At 72.1% G+C, this 22,928-nt stretch carries 20 protein-coding genes; 10 read left to right on the top strand and 10 right to left on the bottom strand.

Going from position 1 to position 22,928, the window contains the following annotated elements; genetic code table 11:
- Window positions 1-30: 30 nt before the first annotated feature.
- Complete coding sequence (locus tag J421_RS19825) at window positions 31-2,118, top strand: (Fe-S)-binding protein (protein ID WP_025412913.1); 2,088 nt, start codon at window positions 31-33, stop codon at window positions 2,116-2,118.
- Between the two features lie 239 nt (window positions 2,119-2,357).
- On the opposite strand, the gene J421_RS19820 is transcribed toward J421_RS19825, so the two are convergent.
- The 7 genes from J421_RS19820 to gpmI form a co-directional block, all read right to left on the bottom strand.
- Entirely contained in the window at window positions 2,358-3,029 is a 672-nt protein-coding gene (locus J421_RS19820; protein ID WP_104022845.1) for a class I SAM-dependent methyltransferase, read from the bottom strand.
- A complete protein-coding gene (locus J421_RS19815) occupies window positions 3,026-4,348 on the bottom strand; it encodes a molybdopterin molybdotransferase MoeA (protein ID WP_025412912.1) in 1,323 nt (440 codons plus the stop codon). The genes J421_RS19820 and J421_RS19815 overlap by 4 nt, the downstream gene beginning before the upstream one ends.
- Window positions 4,345-5,904, bottom strand: a complete 1,560-nt coding sequence (gene dacB / locus J421_RS19810; RefSeq protein ID WP_025412911.1) for a D-alanyl-D-alanine carboxypeptidase/D-alanyl-D-alanine endopeptidase — start codon at window positions 5,902-5,904, stop codon at window positions 4,345-4,347. Before dacB ends, J421_RS19815 begins: the two co-directional genes overlap by 4 nt.
- A 158-nt stretch (window positions 5,905-6,062) precedes the next feature.
- A complete protein-coding gene (locus J421_RS19805) occupies window positions 6,063-6,470 on the bottom strand; it encodes a 6-pyruvoyl trahydropterin synthase family protein (protein ID WP_158508848.1) in 408 nt (135 codons plus the stop codon).
- A 107-nt stretch (window positions 6,471-6,577) separates the two neighbouring features.
- On the bottom strand, window positions 6,578-7,099 hold the full coding sequence (locus tag J421_RS19800) for a BON domain-containing protein (RefSeq protein ID WP_025412909.1): 522 nt from the start codon (window positions 7,097-7,099) through the stop codon (window positions 6,578-6,580).
- Between the two features lie 43 nt (window positions 7,100-7,142).
- Entirely contained in the window at window positions 7,143-7,853 is a 711-nt protein-coding gene (locus J421_RS19795) for an outer membrane beta-barrel protein (protein ID WP_025412908.1), read from the bottom strand.
- Window positions 7,850-9,436, bottom strand: coding sequence for a 2,3-bisphosphoglycerate-independent phosphoglycerate mutase (gene gpmI, locus J421_RS19790; protein WP_025412907.1), 1,587 nt, complete (start codon window positions 9,434-9,436; stop codon window positions 7,850-7,852). The genes J421_RS19795 and gpmI overlap by 4 nt, the downstream gene beginning before the upstream one ends.
- Window positions 9,437-9,749: 313 nt before the next feature.
- On the opposite strand from gpmI, the gene J421_RS19785 reads away from it, so the two are divergent.
- From J421_RS19785 to J421_RS19745, 9 genes are all read left to right on the top strand, one after another.
- Complete coding sequence (locus J421_RS19785; protein WP_025412906.1) at window positions 9,750-10,895, top strand: D-Ala-D-Ala carboxypeptidase family metallohydrolase; 1,146 nt, start codon at window positions 9,750-9,752, stop codon at window positions 10,893-10,895.
- A gap of 40 nt (window positions 10,896-10,935) precedes the next feature.
- On the top strand, window positions 10,936-11,439 hold the full coding sequence (locus tag J421_RS19780; protein WP_025412905.1) for a hypothetical protein: 504 nt from the start codon (window positions 10,936-10,938) through the stop codon (window positions 11,437-11,439).
- The gene (locus J421_RS19775) at window positions 11,436-11,942 is read left to right on the top strand and encodes a YkvA family protein (RefSeq protein ID WP_104022843.1); all 507 of its coding nucleotides are present in this window, start codon (window positions 11,436-11,438) and stop codon (window positions 11,940-11,942) included. The genes J421_RS19780 and J421_RS19775 overlap by 4 nt, the downstream gene beginning before the upstream one ends.
- A gap of 30 nt (window positions 11,943-11,972) precedes the next feature.
- Window positions 11,973-13,520 (top strand): IMP dehydrogenase, encoded by a 1,548-nt coding sequence (gene guaB / locus J421_RS19770; protein WP_104022842.1) that lies wholly within the window; start codon window positions 11,973-11,975, stop codon window positions 13,518-13,520.
- A gap of 268 nt (window positions 13,521-13,788) precedes the next feature.
- Window positions 13,789-15,261 (top strand): amino acid permease, encoded by a 1,473-nt coding sequence (locus J421_RS19765; protein ID WP_025412902.1) that lies wholly within the window; start codon window positions 13,789-13,791, stop codon window positions 15,259-15,261.
- An 89-nt stretch (window positions 15,262-15,350) separates the two neighbouring features.
- Window positions 15,351-16,397 (top strand): DHH family phosphoesterase, encoded by a 1,047-nt coding sequence (locus J421_RS19760; protein ID WP_025412901.1) that lies wholly within the window; start codon window positions 15,351-15,353, stop codon window positions 16,395-16,397.
- Complete coding sequence (locus J421_RS19755) at window positions 16,394-17,557, top strand: Mrp/NBP35 family ATP-binding protein (protein WP_025412900.1); 1,164 nt, start codon at window positions 16,394-16,396, stop codon at window positions 17,555-17,557. The genes J421_RS19760 and J421_RS19755 overlap by 4 nt, the downstream gene beginning before the upstream one ends.
- A complete protein-coding gene (locus tag J421_RS19750) occupies window positions 17,554-18,921 on the top strand; it encodes an MATE family efflux transporter (protein WP_025412899.1) in 1,368 nt (455 codons plus the stop codon). Before J421_RS19755 ends, J421_RS19750 begins: the two co-directional genes overlap by 4 nt.
- Window positions 18,922-19,115: 194 nt before the next feature.
- Complete coding sequence (locus J421_RS19745) at window positions 19,116-19,868, top strand: SAM hydrolase/SAM-dependent halogenase family protein (protein ID WP_025412898.1); 753 nt, start codon at window positions 19,116-19,118, stop codon at window positions 19,866-19,868.
- A 7-nt stretch (window positions 19,869-19,875) separates the two neighbouring features.
- On the opposite strand, the gene J421_RS19740 is transcribed toward J421_RS19745, so the two are convergent.
- The 3 genes from J421_RS19740 to J421_RS19730 form a co-directional block, all read right to left on the bottom strand.
- The gene (locus J421_RS19740) at window positions 19,876-20,850 is read right to left on the bottom strand and encodes a YihY/virulence factor BrkB family protein (protein ID WP_025412897.1); all 975 of its coding nucleotides are present in this window, start codon (window positions 20,848-20,850) and stop codon (window positions 19,876-19,878) included.
- 78 nt (window positions 20,851-20,928) lie between these two features.
- Window positions 20,929-21,762 (bottom strand): hypothetical protein, encoded by an 834-nt coding sequence (locus tag J421_RS19735; protein ID WP_025412896.1) that lies wholly within the window; start codon window positions 21,760-21,762, stop codon window positions 20,929-20,931.
- A 37-nt stretch (window positions 21,763-21,799) separates the two neighbouring features.
- Complete coding sequence (locus tag J421_RS19730; RefSeq protein WP_025412895.1) at window positions 21,800-22,912, bottom strand: bactofilin family protein; 1,113 nt, start codon at window positions 22,910-22,912, stop codon at window positions 21,800-21,802.
- Window positions 22,913-22,928: the final 16 nt, after the last annotated feature.

The following is a 22,928-nucleotide window of genomic DNA, read 5'->3' as shown; positions in this document are numbered from 1 at the left end:
TCATCCTGTCCACAACAACGAGGTCCCGTCTTGACGATCGCCAACGCCGTCTTCCTCGCGATTCTGGTCCTCGCCGCCGCGTTCTTCGCCTACAACGCGCAGCGGCTGTACGGCTACATGACGGCGGTCGGCAAGCCGGAGCCGCGCGGCGACGACGTGTCGGCTCGGCTCTGGAACCTCGTCTCGATCGGCTTCGGCCAGAGCAAGATCCTGCGCGATCCGGCCGCGGGGTTCATGCACGCGTCGGTCTTCTGGGGCTTCTGCGTCATCACCATCGGCACGATCGAGATCCTGATCCAGGGCATCTCGAGCGGGTTCACGTACCAGCGGTTCCTGCCGTCGCCGATCTACGGCGTGTACGGGCTGTCGCAGGAGCTCTTCGCGTTGCTCGTGCTGGGCGCGGTGTCGTGGCTGATCTACCGCCGGCTCGTGCTGAAGCCGAAGCGGCTGCAGGGCGACGAGGTGCATCGGTGGGAGGCGGTCGCGATCCTGTGCTGGATCGGGCTGCTCATGGTGACGCTGCTGCTGAACGGCGCCACGGAGTCGATCTACGCGCCGGACGAGGTGAACGGCGCGCGTCTCCTCTCGCGCGGCCTCGGCGCGGCGCTCGGCTTCATGTCGCCGGACTCGGCGCGCACGCTCCACACGGTGAGCTGGTGGACGCACGCGATCCTGGTGCTCGGCTTCCTGAACTACCTGCCGTACTCGAAGCACCTGCACGTCATCGTCTCGCTGCCGAACACGTTCCTGTCGAACACGAGCGGCCCGTGGCCGAAGGTCATGCGGCCGATGGACCTCGAGGACGAGAACGCGGAGCAGTTCGGCGCGAGCGACGTCGAGCACCTGACGTGGAAGAACCTGCTCGACGGGTACGCGTGCACCGAGTGCGGCCGCTGCACCGCGGCGTGCCCGGCGAACATCACCGGCAAGGTGCTCTCGCCGCGCAAGATCGTCGTCAACACGCGGCAGCGGCTCATGGAGAAGGCGCCGCTCGTCGTCGGCGACGTCGGCGAGTTCCGCAACCCGCACCTCGTGCACCACGAGGGCGCCGACGCGGGCACGGCCACGCCGACCGCGGCGCTCGAGAACCGCCTCCTCGACAACTACATCACCGAGGAGGAGCTGTGGGCGTGCACGAGCTGCCGCGCGTGCGTGCAGGAGTGTCCCGTCTCGATCGACCAGCTCGACATCATCAACGAGCTGCGGCGCGAGCTCGTGCTCACCGAGTCGCGCTTCCCCGAGGAGCTGCAGCCGGCGTTCACGTCGATGGAACGGAACGGGAGCCCGTGGGCGTTCAGCCCCGCCGCGCGCGCCGAGTGGGCCGAGGGGCTCGACATCCCGACGATGGCCGAGGCGTTCGAGCGCGGTGAGCGGCCCGAGATCCTGTTCTGGGTGGGCTGCATGGGATCGTTCGACGACCGCGCGAAAAAGATCACGGTCGCGTTCGCGCGCGTGCTGCAGGCGGCGAAGGTGAACTTCGCGATCCTCGGTCAGGAGGAGAGCTGCAACGGCGATCCGGCGCGCCGCATGGGCAACGAGTACCTGTACCAGATGCTCGCGAAGGGCGCGATCGAGACGCTCGACCGCTACGAGGTGAAGACGGTCGTCACATTCTGCCCGCACTGTTTCCACCAGATCGGCAACGAGTTCCCGCAGCTCGGCGGCAACTACGAGGTCATCCACCACACGACGTTCATCGACCGCCTGCTCACCGACGGGCGCATCCCGCTGAGCGACGAGCACGCGAGCCGGCTCACGATGGTGTACCACGACTCGTGCTACCTCGGCCGCTACAACGACGTGTACGACGCGCCCCGTGCTACGCTGCGTCGCGCGCTCCCGGTCGTGAACCTCGTCGAGCCGAAGCGCACGCGGTCGCGCGGGCTGTGCTGCGGCGCGGGCGGCGGCCGCATGTGGATGGAGGAGACGGCGGGGAAGCGCATCAACATCGAGCGCACCGAGGAGCTGCTCGCGACCGGCGCCGAGGCGATCGCGGTCGCGTGCCCGTTCTGCATGACCATGGTGACCGACGGCGTCACCGCGAAGGGCTCGGAGGTGCCGGTGCTCGACGTCTCGGAGGTGGTCGCGTCGCGGCTCGCCACGAGTTCGCCGCGCTGAGCGCGCCTCGGGGTACGCCCCTTGAAGCGAGCCCCGCCCCGGCTCGCGCCGCTCTCCGCGAGCGGCGCGAGCCGGGGCGTTAGGCGCGCCGCCTCACGACTCCTCCCGGAGAAGAAAGAAGCTCCTCGTTTTTCGGTAGCGGATCGACCGATCCGCGGATCAGTCGATCCGCTTGCCAATCACGAGGAGCTCTCCGCAGCGAGGAAGTGAGAGACGGCGCGCCGACGCGCCGACTGGACTCATCGCCGCTGCAGCGTGTAGATCCGTATCCGCTGCACGATCTCCCCGATCGGCACCGGCCGCACGTACGATCCGTCCACGCGGAAGCCCCTCGCCTGCGCGGCCTCGACGAACGCCGGCGCGGCGAGGCGCCCCGGGTCGGCGACGAGCGCGATGCCGCGCGGCGCGAGCGCGCGGTCGAGCACCGCCGCGACGAGCTCCGCGTACGGCCGCTCGTACAGCACGTCCGACGCGACGACGACGTCGTAGGTGGGCAGATCGTCGGGGAGCGCGCGCCAGTCGAGGTGACGCGCGACGACGTCGTGGCCGGCGCGCGCGAGGTTCGCGCGGGCGAACGCGAGCGCGTCGTCGTAGTAGTCGCTCACCGTGACGTCGAATCCCGCACGCGCCGCCGCGAGCGCCACCACGCCCACGCCGCACCCCAGCTCGAGCAGCGAGCAGCCGGCGCCGTGCTCCTGCAGCAGCCGCTCGCCCAACGCGATGGACGACGGCCACACGTCGGCCCAGTACGGCAGCCGCTCGTCGCGCGCGAAGTCGTCCTCGCTGATGAGGTCCTCCGCGCTGCGGGGCCGCATCACGTCGAACGTCGTGTCGCCGAGTCGTACCACGCCGTCGACGACGTCGAAGCGCGCCGCGAGATCGCGCGGCACGCCGGTGGCCGGTCCGCTCACGCCGGCGGCCGTTCCGCGTCGAGCGCGTCGTCGCCGAGGAGGATCGCGTGCAGCGTCGCGCCGGCGGGCACGTCCTGCACGCCCTCGGGCACGACGAGCAGCGCCTCGGCCCGCGCCATCGACGTGAGCAGGTTGGAGCCCTGCGGCCCCGTGAGCCGCGCGACGAGATGGCCGTCGTCGTCGTGGTCGAGCGTGACGCGCAGGAAGTGCGTGAGCGTCGCGCCCACGCGCACCGGCTCACCCACGCGCACGCTCACCGCCCGTCGGAACGCACGACGGTGCCCGCCCATGCGGCGCAGCAGCGGCCGCCCGAACAGCTCGAACGTGACGAGCGCCGAGACCGGGTTGCCGGGAAGGCCGAGCCACGGCACGCGACGGTCGCCCCAGTGCACCACGCCGAAACCGAACGGCCCGCCGGGGCGCATGCGCACGCGCCAGAAGCGCAGCTCCGCGCCTAACGCGAGCAGCGCGTCGCGCGTGTGGTCGTGAAGGCCGACCGACACGCCCCCCGACGTCACGATCGCGTCGAAGCCGCGCGCGAGCACCGTCGCGAGCAGGCTGCGCAGCGCACCCGCGTCGTCGCGCACGAAGCCGCAGTCGGTGGCGTCGGCGCCGGCCGCCCATGCGTGGGCGGTCAGCGCGTACGAGTTCGACGAGACGATGCGCCGACCCGCGAGCACGGCGTCGAACGCGTCGACGCGCGCCAGCTCGTCGCCCGAGCTCACGATCGCGACGCGCGGCCGGCGCGTGACCGGCACGCTCGCGCGTCCGACGCTCGCCAGCACGCCGATCGCCGCCGCGCCGATCGTGGTGCCGCGCTCCAGCACCGTGGCGCCGGCGCGCACGTCCTCGCCGCGCGGCCGCACGTTGCGGCGCTGCGGCCTGTCGCCGACGACGTCGCGGTCGCTCAGCACGCGCACCCGCGCTCCGTCGGCCTCCGTGTCCTCCACGCGTACCACGGCGTCGGCGCTCGCCGGCACGGGCGCGCCGGTGGAGATGCGCGCGGCGTCGCCGGCGCCTAACGACACCGCCGACGCATCGCCTCCGGCGGCGATGTCGCCGACGACGCGCAGCGTCGCCGGTCGCTCTCGCGACGCGCCGTGCACGTCCGCGACGCGCACCGCGTAGCCGTCCATCGCGGCGTTGTCCCACGGCGGCAGGTCGAGCGGCGACGCGACGTCATCGGCGAGCGCGCGGCCCAGCGCGTCCATGAGCGGCACCGACTCGGCGGGCAGCGGCTCCGCGGCGGCGACGACGGCGGCGAGCGCCTCGGCGAACGAGAGACGCGTCGGAGGTCCGTCGCCGCCGCGGGCCGTCACCGCTGCGACGCCGTGGCGGGGGCGCCCATCGCGGCGAGGCGCGCCGCGATCGCGTCCTGCACGCGCTCCACCTCGCGCGTCGGCACCGTGTAGTTGTTGCAGAGGAAGCTGAACACGAGCTGCCGGCCGTCGGCCGTCGTCACGTAGCCCGACAGCGAGCGCGCCTTGTCCACGGTGCCCGTCTTCGCGTGCACGTTGCCCTCGGCCGGCGTCCCCTTCATGCGGTTGCGGATCGTGCCGTCCACGCCGGCGATCGGCAGCGCGTCGTAGAACGCGCGGAACGCGGTGTCGGAGCGGATGGTCGTGAGCACCTTCACGAGCGTCCACGGCGTCACGTAGTCGTGCCGCGACAGGCCGCTGCCGTCGCGCACCACCGCGTCGCGCTCCGGCGTGACGCCCCATGCGCGAAGCTGCGCGTCGATCACGCGCCGCCCGCTGTCGGCCGAGCCGACGCCCGTGCGCGCGTAGCCCAACGTCCGCAGCAGGATCTCGGCGATCTGGTTCTGCGACGGCTTCTCCAGCACCGGCAGCACCTCGCGCAGCGTCGGCGAGACGAGATGGAACAGCGTGTCCGCCGGCGCGCCGTTAGGCGTCAGGCTCTTGGTGACGCGCGTGCGCGAGGATGTCGCGCGGCGCGTCGGCTCCGTGACCGACACGCCGCGCAGCGCCAGCGCCTCGTGCAGTGCCGAGAGGTACGAGCGCGTCGGATCGGGGTACGCCAGCTCGAGCGCCGCGCTGTCGTTCGGCGCGATCGTGCCCTCGATGACGTATCCGCCGGTCGCGCTGTCGGGGCGTGCCTCGACGCGCGCGCGACGGCGTCCGGTGTCGGCCGGCGCAACGGTGCGTGCCTCGATCTTCAGCGCCGGATACGCGGAGATCGGCGCCGTCCACGCCGTCGGCTCGCCGCCTGGCGCCGCGGCGCCGCGCACGACGACGCGCGTGTAGCCCTCGTTGAACAGCAATTCGTCCACGCCCGCGCCGTAGCCGTAGATCGCGTCGTCCCAGTCCCACCCGTAGCCGAGCGTGGGGCCCGGGAACAGATCGCCCTCGGCGACGATTCGACCGCGGATGCGCTTGATGCCGCGCGCCGCGAGCGAGTCGGCGACGTCACGCAGCGGGCCTAACGCGTCGCCGCGCATGTGATCGCTCACCGTGGGATCGCCGCGGCCGATCACGACGAGATCCCCGTCGAGCGTGCCGTTGGTCACCCGCCCGCGCGTCGCGAACGACGTGCGCCAGCGGTAGTCGGCGCCGAGCAGCGTGAGCGCGACGGAGCCGGTGATGATCTTCTGGTTCGACGCGGGCAGGAACAGCTTGCCGGCGTTGTGCGCGTAGAGCGTCTCGTTGCGCCCCGGGTCGACGACGAGGATGCCCCAGTGTGCGTTGGACCACTGCGGGTCGCGCACCATCGAGTCGACGTCGGCGCGGAAGCGGGCGAGTGCCGCGGTGCGGGGGTCGACCGGCGCGGGGGCGGGCGTCGGCGCCGGCGGGGGTGCGGCCGCGCGCGTGCACGCGCCGGCGAGGGTGAGGACGAGCAGCAGCGGAAGTGGACGCATGACCGCAAACTAAGCGCTGGCGGCGCTGATGAGGCGGCACTGAAGCTTCGGCGCTGTAACTGCGGCGCTGGGAACACGTGGTCTCAGCGCCGCCGTGTCAGCGCCGCCGCATCAGCGCCGCCGCATCAGCGCCGCCTGCTCAGCGCCGCCGCACGCTTCTACGGCTCATACGTCGCCGACAGCGTGCGATCTTCCGCGACCGTGACCCGCGTCACGCGCAGCGTGCCCGTCCCCAGCGCCTGGTCCAGCCGTCGCTGCACTCGCTCGCACACGTAGCGCGCGAGGTTCTCGCCGCTCGGGATCTGTCGCCCGTCCGCGAACTCCGGCACGTCGAGGTTGATGTTCGCGTGGTCGAACCGCGCGTGCACCTCCTCGTGCAGCACGCGGTCGAGCAGCCCGAGGTCGGCCACGAACCCCGTCGCTTCGTCGAGCGGGCCGCTCACCGTCACGTCGCACGCGTAGCTGTGCCCGTGATAGTTCGGCCGCGCGCACGCCCCGAACACCGCGGCGTTCTTCTCGTCGCTCCAGTCCGGCCGCCGGTAGCGATGCGCCGCCGCGAAGCTCACGCGGCGAGTCAGTGAGAAACGAGCCATGAAGAAGGGCAGGAGGGCAGGAGCGCAGGAGGGCACGAGAGGAGATGGCTCCTGCCCTCGTGCCCTCCTGCCCTCGTGCCCTAGTGGTCTTCGGCCATCTCCCCCGGCCCCGCGTCCGTGCCGCGCAGCCCCTCGGGCGTCGGCGACTCGGGCGGGATGTACGTCGTGCCGTGGGCGATCGCGTCCTGCATGTCCGTCGTGCCGAACATGCGCTCGTCGAGGTCCTCGTCGCCGCGTGCCTCGTGCACCTCGTCCGACTCCTGGGGCGGCATGTCGCCGATCAGCGTGTTCGCCGTCGTGCGCTCCATCTCCAGGTGGTCCTCGACGTCCATCGGCGTGTCGGCGCGCCGCACCGGATCGACGACGATGCCGTTCTCGACGTCCGCGGCGCCGACGAGATCCGTCACCACGTGCTCCGCGATGCGCAGCTCCGCCTCGGTGCCCACGCGCCCTTCGAGACGCACCGTGCCGTCGACCACGTCCACGGTGATGTCGTCCGGATCGATGTCGGGGTTCTCGGCCAGCCGGTCGCGCACGAGCTGCCGGAGCTCGTCGTCGTCCAGGTCGTCGATGCTGCTGAAGTCCTCGTAATCGCGCGCCATCGCTCGCTCCTGCGGTCGGACCGCGGTCGCCGGCGGTGGGGCGTCAGCGGAACAGCTGATACGTGACGCCGAGGGTGACCGCCTTGTTGTTCAGCCAGTTGCTCTTCGAGTGCGTGGACGGCAGCACCGAGGTGCTGTCGAGCGCCGGTGTCATGTAGGCATCCGGGTAGCGCAGCTGGAAGCTGTGATAGCCCAGGTCCGCGCGCAGCGCCCAGCGACCGCTCGGCACGTAGCGCATCCCGACGCCGTACGCGAACGCAAAGCGGGTGCCGAGATTGAGCCCGCCCGGGTCCGCCCCCTTCAGGTTGCTCGCCAGCCCGGCGCCGGCGTGCACCAGCGGCACGAGGCCGTGGAAGCTCTTCCCGCCCGTGAGCGCGAACGTGAATCCCACGTCGGCGAACGTCATCGGCCGCCGCTCGACGCCGAGCACCCGACGGCTCGCCGGCCGCGCCGGGTCGAGCACCGTGCGGTCGCTGATCGCCGAGCCGACGCGCGCCGTGAACGACGCAGGCCCGCCGAGGTAGATGTCGTACTGCACGCCGAAGTACGGCGCGCTCTGCGGCGCGACGCCCGCCGCGTCGTTCGCGGCGAAGAAGTAGCCGGCGAGCGTGGAGAACGACTGGCGGTACGACAGATCCTCGAACGGGCTCCGCTCCGGCGGATAGCCCACCTGCGCCCCCGCCCGCGCGCCGATCACGAGGGCGCCCGCCGCGAGCGCTCGCGCGAGATGCGTCCCATGCGTCACGTACCTCACGCCCCGCTCCCGGCGGTCGCCGCCACGCGCGCCTGCAGGTCGCCGAGGTCGACGCCCGTCATCTCGTTAGGCTGCTCGATGCCGAGCATGCGGAGGATCGTCGGGCCCACGTCGCACAGCGCGCCACCACGGCGCAGCGGCGCGTCGGAGTCGGGATCCACGATCACGAACGGGACGGGGTTGGTCGTGTGGGCCGTGTGCGGCCCGCCGGTCTCGGGGTCGATCATCATCTCGCAGTTGCCGTGATCGGCGGTGACGAGCAGTCGCCATCCGCCCTTTTCCGCGGCGGCGAGCACGCGCGCGAGACACTGGTCCACCGTCTCGCAGGCCTTGATCGTCGCCGGCAGCGAGCCCGAATGGCCCACCATGTCGCCGTTCGCGTAGTTGCACAGGATGAAGTCGTGCGAGCGCGTCTCCAGCGCGTGCACGAGACCGTCGGTGAGCGGGATCGCGCTCATCTCCGGCGCCAGGTCGTACGTCGCCACCTTCTGGCTCGGCACGAGCACCCGGTCCTCGCCCTTGTACGGCGTCTCGTTCCCGCCGTTGTAGAAGTAGGTCACGTGCGGGTACTTCTCCGTCTCCGCCGTCTTCAGGATCGTGCGCCCCGCGTCGCTCAGCACCTCGGCCACGATGCGCGCCATCGACTGCGGCGCGAACGCGGCCCGCACGCCGAACGGCTCGAACGTCGGGTCGTACACCGTCATCGTCACGACGGTCACTTTCGGGCGCTTCGACACGTCGAAGCCGTCGAACGCGGGGTCGGTCATCGCGCGCACGATCTGGCGCATGCGGTCGGACCGGTAGTTCCAGCAGATCACGACGTCGCCGTCGCGCATCGGGGCGACCGGCTTTCCGTCGGCGTCGACGACGACCTCCGGGATGATGAACTCGTCCGTCGTGCCGCCGTCGTACGCCGTCTGGATCGCGCCCACCGGGTCGCCCGCGTGCGGGCCCACGCCGTCCACCGCCGCGCGATAGAACAGCTCCGTGCGCTGCCACCGCTTGTCGCGGTCCATGCCGTAGTACCGGCCGCCCAGGCTCGCGATGACCGCGCGTCCGTCGGCCGTCTTCACCGTCTCGCGCATGTACTCGAGCGCGCTCTTCGGCAGCGTGTCGCGGCCGTCGAGCAGGGCGTGGATCGCGACCTTCGGCACCCCCTCGCGCGCGGCGAGGTCGATGAGCGCGAAGAGGTGCTTGTCGAGCGCGTGCACGCCGCCCTTGCCGAGCAGGCCCACGAGATGGAGCGTGCCGCCGTTCGCCTTCACCGTGCGGCACCCCTCCACGAACGCGGGGTTCCGGAAGAAGTCCCCGCTGCGGACCGCCTCGGAGATGCGGACGAGGTCCTGCATCACCACGCGGCCGGCGCCGAGGTTGAGATGGCCCACCTCGCTGTTTCCCATCTGCCCCTCGGGGAGCCCCACGGCCAGGCCGGAGGCGTCCAGCAGGGTGCGCGAGCGGCGGCGCCACAGGGCGTCCCACGTCGGCGTGTTCGCGAGTGCGATCGCGTTGCCCTCGCGTTCCGGGCGATGGCCCCAGCCGTCGAGGACGAGCAGCGCGACGGGGCGAGTGTGGATGCTGGACATCCGGCAGAATCTACCCGGCCGCCGGGACGGCTTCCAGGCGAACCCCGACGGGCGACGAAGGGTAGCACGCGCTCGGCGAGGACCTCTGGGGATCCGGAAGGCGATTGGAGGGCTCCCGAGATCCCTTTCATCGCCCTCGGATCCCCAGAAGCCCTCGCCTCGCACCTCGAGCCGCCGGGGCATCGACTTACCCCCCAAGTCCGCTAGACTTCGAAACTTGCGGCGTTCGGCGTGACCTCGCCGACCCGTCGACGGTCTGGTGGCTGTGGAGGCATACAGGATTGATCGGGATGATCCCGTTTCGGAGGCACGCGTGACGGAGCCGGCGAGCGACGGATCCCGTCGGCTCACCATGTTCGAGCTGGCGCGGCTGGAGGAGGCCCGCCGCCGCGCGGCCGAGGTGGACGTCGCCGTGCGCCGCAGCGCGAGCACCACGCGCGACGTGCGGCGCCCCTCGTGGATGCTCCTCGGCGCGCTGCTCTGCGTCGCCGCCACGGCGGTCCTGCGGCTCCTCCGTCCGGTCGAGGAGCTGGCGGCGGAGCGCCGCTACGAGCGGGAGATCGGCGCCGGGGCCGAGGTGGAGCTGGGCGGTCCGACGGCGACGTCGGCACGGCCGGGGTACGGCAAGAGCGGCAACGTTCTCGTGCGCGTCGCCATGCCGGGGCAGATCATCGAGTACCCGCTCACGCTGCGCAGCGACCCGGTGCACCTCGCCTACCAGTGGGTGCGCGCGTCCGATTCGTCGCAGGCCGACGCGCCGCGCCCGCTGGGCGGCCCGGCGATGGTCGCACCGGCGCAGCCGGGGCTCTACCACCTCGCCGTGCTGGCGCGCACGACGGGCGCCACGCCGCAGGTCCTCGGCGACATCACGCTCGCCGTGCTCGTGCCGTTCTCGCAGAAGATGGCGGGCCAGGTGAACGGGTACCGGATCGGGTCGTACCCGTTCGAGCGCTTCGGGGGCGAGCGGCCGATCGGCTTCTTGGAGGTCGACCGCCGCAACGTCGACGTGCCGCTCACGCGCCACCTGCGGCTCGCCGACTTCGTGACGCACGACGAGCAGTCGGTGTGGCCGAAGTACGCTGCCGTGAGCCCGCGCCTGCTCGACAAGCTGGAGCTGGTGGTCGACGAGGTGGCGCGCATCCGCGGCGTGACGGATCCCCTGCGCATCGAGGTCGACGTGCACTCCGGCTTCCGCACGCCGCTGCACAACAGCAGCGTCGAGGGCGCGGCGCTGAACAGCCGCCACCAGTACGGCGACGCCGCCGACGTCGCGATCGACGCCGACGGCGACGGCCGGCTCACCGCGTTCGACAGCCGCCTCGTGGCGCTCGCCGCCGAGATGGTCGAGAAGCGCAACCCCGATCTCGTCGGCGGACTCGGGGTGTATGTGAGCCCGAAGTACCGCACGCCGTACGTCCACATCGACGCGCGCGGCAAGCGCGCCCGGTGGTGGGGCTGACCGCCTCACACTCCGTCGTCGCCGGCCGTAGAATGAAGGCATGAGCGACCACATTCGCGAGCGCATCAACCGCAAGCTCGACGCGCTGACCGAGGAGCGGCTGTACCAGATCCTCGACTACGTCGAGTTCCTGGAGTCGAAGTACGCCGCGCGGCAGAGCGCCGCGCCGAACGCGTTCACGAAGTTCGCCGAGGGGGTCGAGGACCGGCTCCGGGCGGGGCGCGTGTCGGCCAGCACGATCGCCGACACCATGGGGCTGCTGAACCGCGCCGTCGGGATGCTGAACGGGGTCGCGGCGGCTGGCAAGTCCGTTGCAGCGGACCTCGCCAACGCCGCGCAGCGCGTGGGTACGGCGGTCGCCGATGCGACCGCACAGGCGGGGACCGTCATCACCTCGACGACGCCTCCACCCGCGGACCCCAGCGCGCCGAACGCACCCAGCGCGGCGCCGAATGCCGCACCGCCGTCGACGCACCCGTCTCCGCCCGCGCCGCCCCCGGCCGGACCGGCGGCGGGTCCCGCACCCGGAGAGCCCCGCTCGTGAGTCCTCGCAATCCCGCTGCCCGCATCGCCCACGCCGCCGGACGCGCCCGCCACGCCGTCGGCGACCGCGTGCGCGACGTCACCCGCGACGTCCGGCGCGAGGTGCGCCGCCACGCGCCGCGCAGGGGCGCCAAGCGCACCGTGCTCGACACCATCCGGCAGATCCCGGCGTACCTGCGCCTGCTCGCCGGCCTGCTCGTCGACCGCCGCGTCTCCGTCCTCGACAAGCTCCTCGTCGCCGCCGCGGTCGCGTACATCGTCGCGCCGATCGACCTCATCCCGGACTACCTGCCGTTCATCGGCGAGGTCGACGACGTCTTCCTGCTCGTGACCGCGCTGCAGCGCCTGGTCGCGAACAGCGGGCGGCGCGTGCTGCTCGACCACTGGACCGGCCCGCGCTCCGAGCTGAGCGACCTCAATCTGCAGCGCGTGCTGCAGGCGGCCGCGTTCTTCCTCCCCATGGGAATCCAACGGAGGCTGCGCCGTCGGGTGGAGGAGCCTTGAACCGGCTCTGAGGGCCGCCTACCTTTCGCCATGGCGACCACTACTCGCATCGAATCGACCAGCCCCGCTCGTCCGGCACCGCCGGAGAGCGGGGCTTCGCGCAATGGGGCGCCGCGCGGCATCGCGCGCGTGCGCGACGACGTCGCGCTGACCTTCGACGACGTGCTCCTCGTGCCGCGCCACGCGCGCGTGCATCCGAAGGACGCCGACACGAGCTCGCGCTTCACGCGCGGCATCACGCTCCGCGTGCCGCTGATCTCCGCGGCCATGGATACCGTGACCGAGAGCGACATGGCGATCGCCATGGCGCGCGCCGGCGGCATCGGCGTGCTGCACAAGAACATGTCGATCGACCGCCAGGCGGCGGAGGTCGACCGCGTGAAGCGCTCCGAGAGCGGCATGATCCTGAACCCGATCACGCTCTCGCCGGATGCCACGCTGCGCGAGGCGGTGGCGCTCATGCAGCGCTTCAAGATCTCCGGCGTGCCGGTGGTCGACCGCGACGGACGCCTCGTCGGCATCATCACGAACCGCGACCTGCAGTTCGAGCGCAGCCTCGACCGCCCGCTGCACGAGGCGATGACGAGCGAGGGGCTCGTGACCGCGCCGATGGGCACCACGCTCGACGAGGCGGAGGCGATCATGGGACGCCACCGCATCGAGAAGCTGCCGGTGGTCGACGACAACGGCGGGCTGCGCGGCCTCATCACGGTGAAGGACATCCACAAGCGGCGGCAGTACCCGGGCGCGAACAAGGACCAGCACGGGCGCCTGCGCGTCGCAGCGGCGGTCGGCGCGGCCGGCGACTTTCTCGCCCGCGCGCGCGCGCTCGTCGACGCCGGCGTCGACGTGCTCGTGATCGACACCGCGCACGGCCACAGCCAGGGCGTGCTCGACGCGACGGCGCGCGTGCGCGACGCGTTCCCGGACGTGCAGCTCGTCGCCGGCAACGTGGCGACGCGCGACGGCGCGGCGGCGCTCGTGGAGCGCGGCGTCGACGCGGTGAAGGTCGGCGTCGGCCCTGGCTCGATCTGCACCACGCGCGTCGTCACCGGTGTCGGCGTGCCGCAGCTCACCGCGATCTTCGAGGCGGTGGAGGGCGCCGGCGACGTCCCCGTGATCGCCGACGGCGGCATCAAGTACTCGGGCGACATCGTGAAGGCGCTCGCCGCCGGCGCGTCGAGCGTGATGATGGGCTCCATGCTCGCCGGCACCGAGGAGAGCCCCGGCGAGTCGCTGCTGCTCGAGGGACGCCGCTTCAAGATGATCCGCGGCATGGGCTCCCTCGCCGCGATGCAGGACGGCAGCGCCGACCGGTACTTCCAGGAAGGCGAGATGTCGCCGAAGAAGCTCGTCCCCGAGGGGATCGAGGGGCGCGTGCCGTACAAGGGCCCCGTCGCCGACGTGCTGTTCCAGATGGTCGGCGGCCTGCGGAGCGGCATGGGCTACGTCGGCTGCGGCAGCATCGACGAGCTGCGCACCGAGGCGGTGTTCACGCGCATCACGACCGCGGGCCTGCGCGAGTCGCACCCGCACGACGTCACGATCACGCGCGAGGCACCGAACTACTCGGCCTGACGGCCGCTGCGTGGCTGCGTGGCTGCGTGACTGCGCGAAGGCGACGCAGCCACGCAGCCACGCAGCGTTTTTTTCGAGGTAGGGTATCGCGCGCCGTCAGGGTTCTGTCAGGAGGCGCGGCGAGGCGTGCCCCAACGTCGGCGCGCGGCGTACGTATTGACAACGTCCGAGCGCACGGGGCAGTTTGCGCCCTTCGCGCGACGGAGCGGCCTCGGCCGTTCGTCGAGCAGCTCTCCACACCGCTGGCCCCTACCGAGAGAGACACGCTATGGCGTTGATGGCGACGAAGAACATCGACCGCATCCAGTCGGAAGCGGGTGAGGAGGGGCAGCACACCCTCAGGCGCACGCTCACCGCGACCAACCTCGTGATGCTCGGCATCGGCGCCATCATCGGCGCCGGCATCTTCGTGCTGACCGGCTCCGCCGCCGCGCAGTACGCGGGCCCCGCGGTCGTGCTGTCGTTCGTGCTCGCGGGCCTCGGCTGCCTGTTCGCGGGGCTCTGCTACGCCGAGTTCGCGTCGATGATTCCCGTGGCCGGGAGCGCGTACACGTATGCCTACGCGACGTTAGGCGAGATCATCGCGTGGATCATCGGCTGGGACCTGATCCTCGAGTACCTCGTCGGCGCGTCCACCGTCGCGGTGGGGTGGGCGGGCTACTTCAAGGCGTTCATGACGAAGCTCGGCATCCACCTGCCGGACGCGCTCACGCAGGCGCCGCTCGTGTGGAACACGCAGACCGAGACGATCCAGCGCGTGCCGGGCGGCGTGATCAACATCCCCGCCATGGTGCTGACGCTGCTCATGACGACGCTCCTCGTCATCGGCATCAAGGAGTCGGCGCGGTTCAACAACCTGATCGTGTTCGTGAAGGTCACGATCGTCTTCCTCGTCATCGGCTTCGGGTTCATGTTCGTCGACACGGCGAACTGGCACCCGTTCATTCCGCCGCAGATCGGGCCGGGGCAGTACGGGTGGGACGGCATCGTGCGCGCGGCCGGCGTCGTGTTCTTCGCCTACATCGGCTTCGACGCCGTGAGCACGGCGGCGCAGGAGGCGCGCAACCCGCAGCGCGACATGCCGATCGGCATGCTCGGATCGCTCGCGTTCTGCACGGTGCTCTACATCCTGATGTCGCTCGTCATGACCGGGCTCGCGCCGTACAAGGACCTCAACGTCCCGCACCCGGTGGACGTCGCGCTCGCGCGCGTGCCGTCGCTCGGCTGGCTGAACTACCTCGTCGACATCGGCGCCATCGCCGGCCTCGCGTCGGTCGTGCTCGTGATGCTCATGGGACAGCCCCGCATCTTCTTCTCGATGGCGCGCGACGGGCTGCTGCCGCCGGTCTTCGGCAAGGTGCATCCGCGCTTCCGCACCCCGTACGTGACGACGATTCTCACGGGCTGCCTCGCCGCCGTCGGCGCCGGCCTGCTGCCGATCGACCTGCTCGGCGAGCTGGTGTCGATCGGGACGCTGTTCGCGTTCATGGTCGTCAGCGCGGGCGTGCTCGTGCTCCGCTACCGCCGGCCGGAGCTCAAGCGCCCGTTCCGCACCCCGCTCGTGCCCGTCGTGCCGATCCTCGGCATCCTGGTCTGCGGCTATCTCGTGTGGGGACTGCCGCGCGCGACGCAGGAGCGGCTCGTGATCTGGCTCGTGATCGGGCTCGTGATCTACTTCCTGTATGGCCGCACGCACTCGCGCGTGAGCAACCCGGGTCAGCCGGCGTTCAGCGGCGACTGAGCACACCGCGCGCGACGTGTGAGCGCCCGGCCGCCTTACCCGCGGCCGGGCGCTTGCTTTTGGCCCATGCGGGTCGCCAAGCTTTTCCGATGACCAGCGTTCTCTCCGGCACCGCCGATCTTCTCGCCGTCCCGCCCGCGCGGGAGGCGGCACTGCGCGCGCTCGCGGTGCAGCTGAAGTCGGGAATGCGTGTCGCGCTGTCGACGCACATCAACGCCGACGGCGACGGCTGCGGCTCCGAAGCGGGGATGGCGCACCTCCTCCGCCAGCTCGGCATCGACGCGCACGTCGTGAACCCGACGCCGTGGCCGGACATGTATCGCTTCATGCTCGACGGGGGCGTCGTGGACGAGAGCCCACGCGGCGCCGACGCGCTGAAGCGCATCGACGGCCTGATCGTGCTCGACATCAGCGACGTGAAGCGATTGGGTGTGCTCGCCGAGTCGGTGCGCGCGCTGCGTGTGCCGAAGATGGTGATCGACCATCACATCGCGACCGACGAGCCGGCGGGCAGCGTCGCGGTGAGCGACACCGCCGCGTGCGCGACCGGTGAGCTCGTGTTCGACTTCGCGCGCGTGCTCGGCCTCGAGCTGACGCCGGAGATCGGCACCGCGCTGTACGCGGCGATCCTCACCGACACCGGCGGCTTCCGCTTCAGCAACACGTCGCCGCGCTGTCACGCGATCGCCGGACAGCTCCTCGCCACCGGCGTGGACCCGGAAGAGATGTACCGGCGCGTGTATGCGTCGGTGCCGGTGGGCAAGCTCGCGCTGCTGCGCGAGGCGCTCGGCACGCTCGACGTGGACGCGGCGCGCGGCCTCGCGTGGATCTCGGTTCCCGCCGGCGCGATGGAGCGGCACAACGTGCGGGCCGAGGATCTCGACGGCATCGTCGAGCACCCGCGGTCGATCGCCGGGACGCGGCTCGCGCTGTTCTTCCGCGACCTCGGACACAACCGCGTGAAGGTGTCGTTCCGCAGCACGGGCGAGGTGGACGTGAACGCGCTCGCGCGCGAGTTCGGCGGGGGCGGCCACGCGAAGGCGTCGGGCGCGCTCATCGCGGGCTCGCTCGACGACGTCGAGCAGCGCGTCGTCGACGCCTCGCGCGCATATCTCGACTCACTCTCGAACGGATGACCGACTCTCTCCAGCAGCGCATCGAGACGGCGCTCTCGCAGATACATCACCCGCGGCTCGGCACGGACGTCGTGCGGGCCGACGTCGTGCGCGACGTCGCGACGACGACGGACGGCAAGGTACGGCTCACCCTCGTGCTCGCGGCGGAGGACGACGCGACGCTCGTGCGCGACGTGCGCCACGCCGTCGAGGGCGTCGACGGCGTGACGAACGTGCGCGTCGACGTCATGGATCCCGCGCAGTACGACGCCGCGCGCGGCGACAAGCGCGCCGCGAACCTCGCCGCCGCGGGCCGCTCCGCGCCGGCGCGCGCGCTGCCCGTGATGGACGCCGCGCCCTCGCGTCCCGCGACGCCCGCGGCGCCGCAGCCGGTGAACTACCCGGAGCTCGGGAAGATCATCGCCGTCTCGAGCGGCAAGGGCGGCGTCGGCAAGTCCACCGTCGCGGTGAACCTCGCGCTCGCGCTCGCGCAGCGCGGCGCGCGCGTGGGCATCATGGACGCGGACGTCTACGGCCCGAATCTCCCGCGCATGCTCGGCGTCGACGAGCCGCCGCCGGTGCGCGACCAGAAGATCCAGCCGCTCGAGGCGCACGGGCTGAAGATCATGAGCATCGGGTTCATGATCGAGCGCGACCAGCCGGCGATCTGGCGCGGGCCGATCGTCATGAAGGTCATCACGCAGTTCCTGCGCGACGTCGCCTGGGGGCAGCTCGACTACCTCATCGTCGACATGCCGCCCGGCACCGGCGACGCGCAGCTCTCGCTCGTGCAGGCGACGAACGTGCACGGCGGCGTCATCGTCACCACGCCGCAGCAGGTCGCGGTGGGCGACGCGCTCCGCGGCGTGAAGATGTTCGAGCGCGTCGGTGTGCCGGTGCTCGGCATCGTCGAGAACATGAGCTACCTCGAGAACCCCGAGACGGGAAAGCCGATCGCCGTGTTCGGATCCGGCGGCGGCCAGCGCCTCGCCGATGAAGTCGGCGTGCCGCTGCTCGGCCAGGTGCCGATCGACCCGCGCATCGTCGAGGGCGGCGACACCGGCCGTCCGATCGTCGCCGCCGAGCCTAACGCGAGCGCGTCGCGCGCGCTCATCGCGGTGGCCGAGCGCGTGGCGGCGCGGGTGGCGGAGCGCTACGGCGCGGAGCGGGCCGCGCGGTGACCCTCCCGGTCGACGAGCGCGACGGCGGCGTCACCGTCGCACTCGTCGGCCCGGCGCTGGTGCACGAGCCGCTCGGCACGCTGGTCGTGCGCGTCGCGCTCCCCGCGGTCGCGTCGAACCTGCTCATGACGTTGTTCCTCGCCGTCGACTCGTTCTGGATCGGGACGCGGCTCGGGCCGACGGCGCTCGCCGCCGCGACGGCGTCGGTGTTCTGGGTGTGGCTCGGCATCTCGGTGGCCGAGATGATCTCCGTCGGCCTCACGGCGGTCGCTGCTCGGCGACATGGCGAGCGGCGACCCGCGGAGGCGGCGCGCACGGCGGGGGACGCGCTGCTCGTCGCGTTCGCGTTAGGCACCGTCGCCGCCGTCGTCGGGCGGCTCGGCCTGCACGGGATGTTCGCGCTCATGGACGCGCCGCGCGACGTGGCGGCGGTCGGCGCGTCGTACCTCGGCACGTACATGATCGCCGCGCCGGTGCTGTACGCGTACTTCGTCGTCGACGCGACGTTCCGCGCGTCCGGCGACACGCGCACGCCGCTCGTCATCCTCGCGGCGTCGGTCGTCGTGTCGCTCGTGCTCGACCCGCTGCTCATCCTGGGACTCGCGGGGCTGCCGAAGCTCGGCATCGCCGGCGCCGCGCTGGCGACGGTGTCGACGCGGTGCGTGGCGTGCGCGGTGGGACTCGCGGTGCTGCGACGGCGGCACATGATCGTGTTCGGCGCGCCGCGGTTCGACGTCGTGCGGCGCGTGCTGCGCGTGGGATTGCCGACGGCGGCGACGGGCGTGCTGTTCAGCATCGTGTACGTCGTCGTCGCGCGCACGGCGTCGCGCTTCGGCACGGCGACGCTCGCCGCGCTGGGTCTCGGCTTCCGCGTGGAGAGCTGGCTGTACATGATCGGCGTCGGCTTCGGCGCCGCCGCCGCGGCGATCGTCGGGCAGAACCTCGGCGCCGGCGAGACGGCGCGCGCGGAGCGCACCGGGTGGCTCATGCTCGCCTACAGCACCATGCCGGCGTTGCTCGTCGTGACGCTCGCGCTCACGGCGCCGCAGTGGGCGGCCGGAATCTTCACGCGCGACGCCGAGGTCATCGCGCAGACGGCGAGCTACCTGCGCATCGGCGCGGTCGCGCAGCTCTTCCTCAGCGCGGAGGTCGTGCTCGAGGGCGCCCTCGGCGGCGCGGGCTTCACCGTCGCGCCGATGGTGACGTCGACGGTGCTCACGGTGGCGCGCATCCCGCTCGCGACGTGGTCGGCGCGGTTCGGCGTCGTCGGCCTGTGGTGGACCATCGCCGCGACGGCGGCGGGGCGGGGCATGGCCATGATGGCGCTCTGGGGCGCCGGGCGGTGGAAACGGACGCGCGTGTAAGGCCCCGGACGGCTCCACGTACGAGTCTTCGTGGGACTGAAGAAGGACTGAAGAGGGACTGAAGAAGGACTCTTGAAGGGTTCCTTCTTCAGTCCCCCTTCAGTCCTTCTTCAGTCCTACAGAAACACGTACGTGGAGCCATGCCGGCCCCACCCGCGCTGCGGCGACGCCGCCCCGCTGTTAGCATTTGCCGAATGCGCCCCATCGTCACGCTGCTCACCGACTTCGGCACGGCCGACGGCTACGTGGCCGAGATGAAGGGCGTACTGCTGACGAGCGTGCCCGACGCGACGGTGGTGGACGTGACGCACGACGTGCCGTCGCAGGACGTGGAGGCGGGGCGGCTGGCGGTCGCGCGCTACTGGCGCCGGTTCCCGCCGGGCACCGTGCACATCGCCGTCGTCGATCCCGGCGTCGGGTCGTCGCGGGCCGCGCTCGCGGTGGCGAGCGACGGGCGCTTCCTCGTCGGGCCGGACAACGGCCTGCTGTCGCCGGCGCTGCTCGCGCAGGGGGCGCGTGTGGTGGCGCTGCCGGTGCCGCCGCACGCCGCGCCGACGTTCCACGGCCGCGACGTGTTCGCTCCCGCCGCCGCGCTGCTGCTGCAGGGCGTGCCGCTCGACTCGTTAGGCATGCCGCACGACACGCCGGTCGTGCGCCGCACCGCGGAGGCGCACCGGCTCGCCGACGGCACCGTGGCCGGGCAGGTCATCACGATCGATCGCTTCGGCAACGCGATCACGAACCTCGTGACGCGCGGCGCCGCGGAGGTGAGCGTGGGCGGCTACACGCTCGCCGTACGGCGCTCCTACGCGGACGTCGAGCCCGGAGCGGTGGTGGCGCTCACGGGCTCGAACGGGCTCGTCGAGATCGCGGTGCGCGACGGCAGCGCCGCCCAGCGGCTCGGCCTCGCGCGCGGGGCGCCGGTGCTGCTCCGCGCGCTCCGTTAGGCGCGGCTCAGGATGCCGTCGCCGCGCGCGGCGGCAGCACGCGTGGCTCGACGCGGTGCACCTGCTCCACGGACGGCTTCGCGACCTCGCCGCCGTCGGAGATCCAGCCGTTGTACAGGTGCCCGACGCGCGTGCGCATCGCTCCCGTGCCGTGGTGCAGCTCCGACGCGAGCTCGCCGCCGGTGAGCAGCACGACCATCGACAGGTACATCCACGTCAGCAGCACGATCACCGCGCCGATGGTGCCGTACGTCTTGTTGTAGTTGCCGAAGTTCTGGACGTAGAGCCGGAAACCCATCGTCACGACGATCCACAGCACCGAGGCGAGCAGCGCGCCGGCGAGCGAGTGCCACTTGTTCTGCCGCACGTCCGGCAGGAAGAAGTACACGGCCCAGGCGGTGCCGACGAGGATCGCGGCGGCGAGCGCGTACTGGATCACGGTCCAGAACCATTTGCCCGTCTCGCCGATGTGCATCCACGCGGCGAGCTTGTCGACGATGTCGCCGCCGGCGACGAAGACGACCGTCGCGAGCGTGAACAGGATGCCGACGCAGATCAGGGCGGCCATCGCGATGAGCTGGCGCTTCCACCACGGCCGCGCGTCCTTGTCGCAGTCGTACGCCGTGTTCAGCGCGCCCATCAGGTTGCTGAAGATGCTCGACCCGGAGAACAGCGCGAGCAGCGCGCCCACCGACACGAGTCCCGGCGCCCCGGGCGCGAACACCACCTGCTCGACGACGTTCTTCACGAGCGTGAACGCGTCCGGCGGCACCGCGCGCGCGAGCTGGTCGAGCACGAGATAGAACGTCTTCTTCCGGTCGCCGACGAGCGCCAGCAGCGGCGCCAGGAAGAGGAAGATCGGGAACAGCGAGAAGAAGAAGTAGTACGCGAGCTGCGCGCCGAGTCCGAGGACGTTGTCCTCGATCACCTCGCTCGCCGTCTTCTTCACGAGCGGACCCACGCGATATCCCTTCACGATCATCCCAAGCTCCATGCGGCAAGGTTCCGTCCGCCTCACGGGGCAAGGGACGGGCCGGACCCGTCGCAGGTAACCGGGCCTCTACTCGTGCCTGATCGTGAGCCGGCCGAACGCGGCCGAGCCGCGCACGCGGAGCCGATGGGGCGCGTCGTCCCAGTTGTCGCTCACCCAGGCGTTGCCGCGCCGCCGCAGCCCGTCGCGGTCGAGCGACGCGAACGCGCGGTCGATCTCGACGCTGACGCCGACGTCGGCCGGCACGCGAATCGTGCTGCCGCCGAGCGCGAGCTGGAGGTCGAGGTCGACGTCCTGGGTCCACCGGCCGCCGAAGTCGAGGTCGACGCCGCCAACGCCGGAGTTCACGGAGACGAGCGGGGCGTTCGCGTTCGCCAGGTCGTAGCCCCGGAATCGCGCCGCGCCGACCTGGATGTCGAGCAGGCGCATCGGGTGTGGGTTCGGCACGTCGAAGCGGACCGCGCTCTCGCTCGCCCCCGCCTGCAGGCGCAGCGCGTCGAGCGTGAGGCCGCTGAGGTCGAGCTCCGCCTTCGTCGCCCCGAGCTCCAGCGCGAGGTCCATCGGGACGCCGCGGGCGAGCTCCACGCGCATGGACATGTCGCGCGTGTGCGAGATGCGCCCGTGGTCGCCGCGGACGCCGAGCTCCAGCCGGCGCGACACCGGGTCGAACGAGTGGATCGGCTCGACGGCGTCGGGGTCGTAGCGCAGCTCCATGCGATAGAGCTGCGGGTCGTCCGTCGGCCGCATGGACAGCCGGCCGGCGCCGTAGCGCACGCGGACGGTGGTGGCGCCGGAGTCGTGCAGCTGGCGCGACGACTCCAGGGTCTTCAGCTCCTGGCCGCGAGCGACCGGCGTCAGGCTGGCGAGCGAGAGGAGTCCGGCGGCGATGACGCGACGGGACATGGTCGTCCTCCGATCGCCGGCCCGACGCCGGCCGGCGTCACGCGGTGGGCGGAGCGGGCGGCACGGTCGGGCGACGCGCGGCGACCACACCGGCGACCGGCGTCGGCGTCTGCCACCCCGGCACGTTTGACTGGTATGGCGACCGCTCGGCCGCGTGCCCGGCGCCCTCGGCCCGGCGGGCGGCCCGCGCCGACTCGGAGCGGGTGCCGGCGCGCGAGATCAGCGCCGCCCCGAACCCGGCCGTCGCCGCCACCCACGTGGTGGCCAGCGCGACGGTCCGCAGGACGACGGCGAGCGCGGGCACCGAGGTGAGCGCCGCGGAGCCGAGCCACACCGCCAGGTAGACGGCGATGCCGACGCTGAGCGCGGTGAGCGCCTCGCCGCGGGCGGAGGTCGCGCGCCGGCGCGTGGGCCCGCGCTCACCGCCGAGGACCGACCGGCCAGTGACGAACGCGACGGCGAGGAAGCCAAGCGTGACGAGCCCCGCCGCCGCGATGATGCCGGCGACGATGGCGAGCGGGATGGCGAGGATGCCAACGACGGTGAGCGTGAGCGCGACGCAGACGACGAGCAGCGCGGGCAGGACGAGCATCTGCCCCACGATCCCGACGCCAAGAGCGCGGGCGAAGCTCACCTCGAACGCCTCGGCCACGCCGTCGAGGTACGGGCTCGCGGTGACGAGGACGCCGAGCCCGATCACGAGCAGCACGACGAGCCAGCCGAGGACCAGCTTGACGGCGTGCATCGTTCCCAGGTCGCTCGCGCGCACCGGCACGACCGCCGGCGAGGCGCGGCGTCCCTCCGTGCCGGACATCGACCGCAGCTCGCCGTCGACCCGGGCGCCGTCGAGCAGCTGCACGTGGCCGAACACGGCGACGGCGTCGCCCCTCACGTGGGCGCCCGGGTGGACCGTGAGGTCGCCCGCGAGCACGAGCGCGTCACCGTCGACCGTGCCGTAGACGTCCACCGGGCCCCGCAGCACCGCGACGTCCTCGACCCGAGCGCCGGCCGGCACGACGAGCCCGCGCGTGGCCGCCGGAGCGGGCGTGGCGGCGGGGGCCGGGGCGGTCTGCTGGGCGCGGAGCGGAGCGGCGAGGGCCGTGAGGAGGGCGAGGGCGGCGAGCCGGAGGGACGGGGTGCGGCGTCGCATGGGGCGTCCCATCGGG

Origin of the sequence: Gemmatirosa kalamazoonensis (assembly GCF_000522985.1) — a bacterium.
Taxonomy (GTDB): domain Bacteria; phylum Gemmatimonadota; class Gemmatimonadetes; order Gemmatimonadales; family Gemmatimonadaceae; genus Gemmatirosa; species Gemmatirosa kalamazoonensis.
This window is presented reverse-complemented; position numbering and strand designations above follow the sequence as displayed.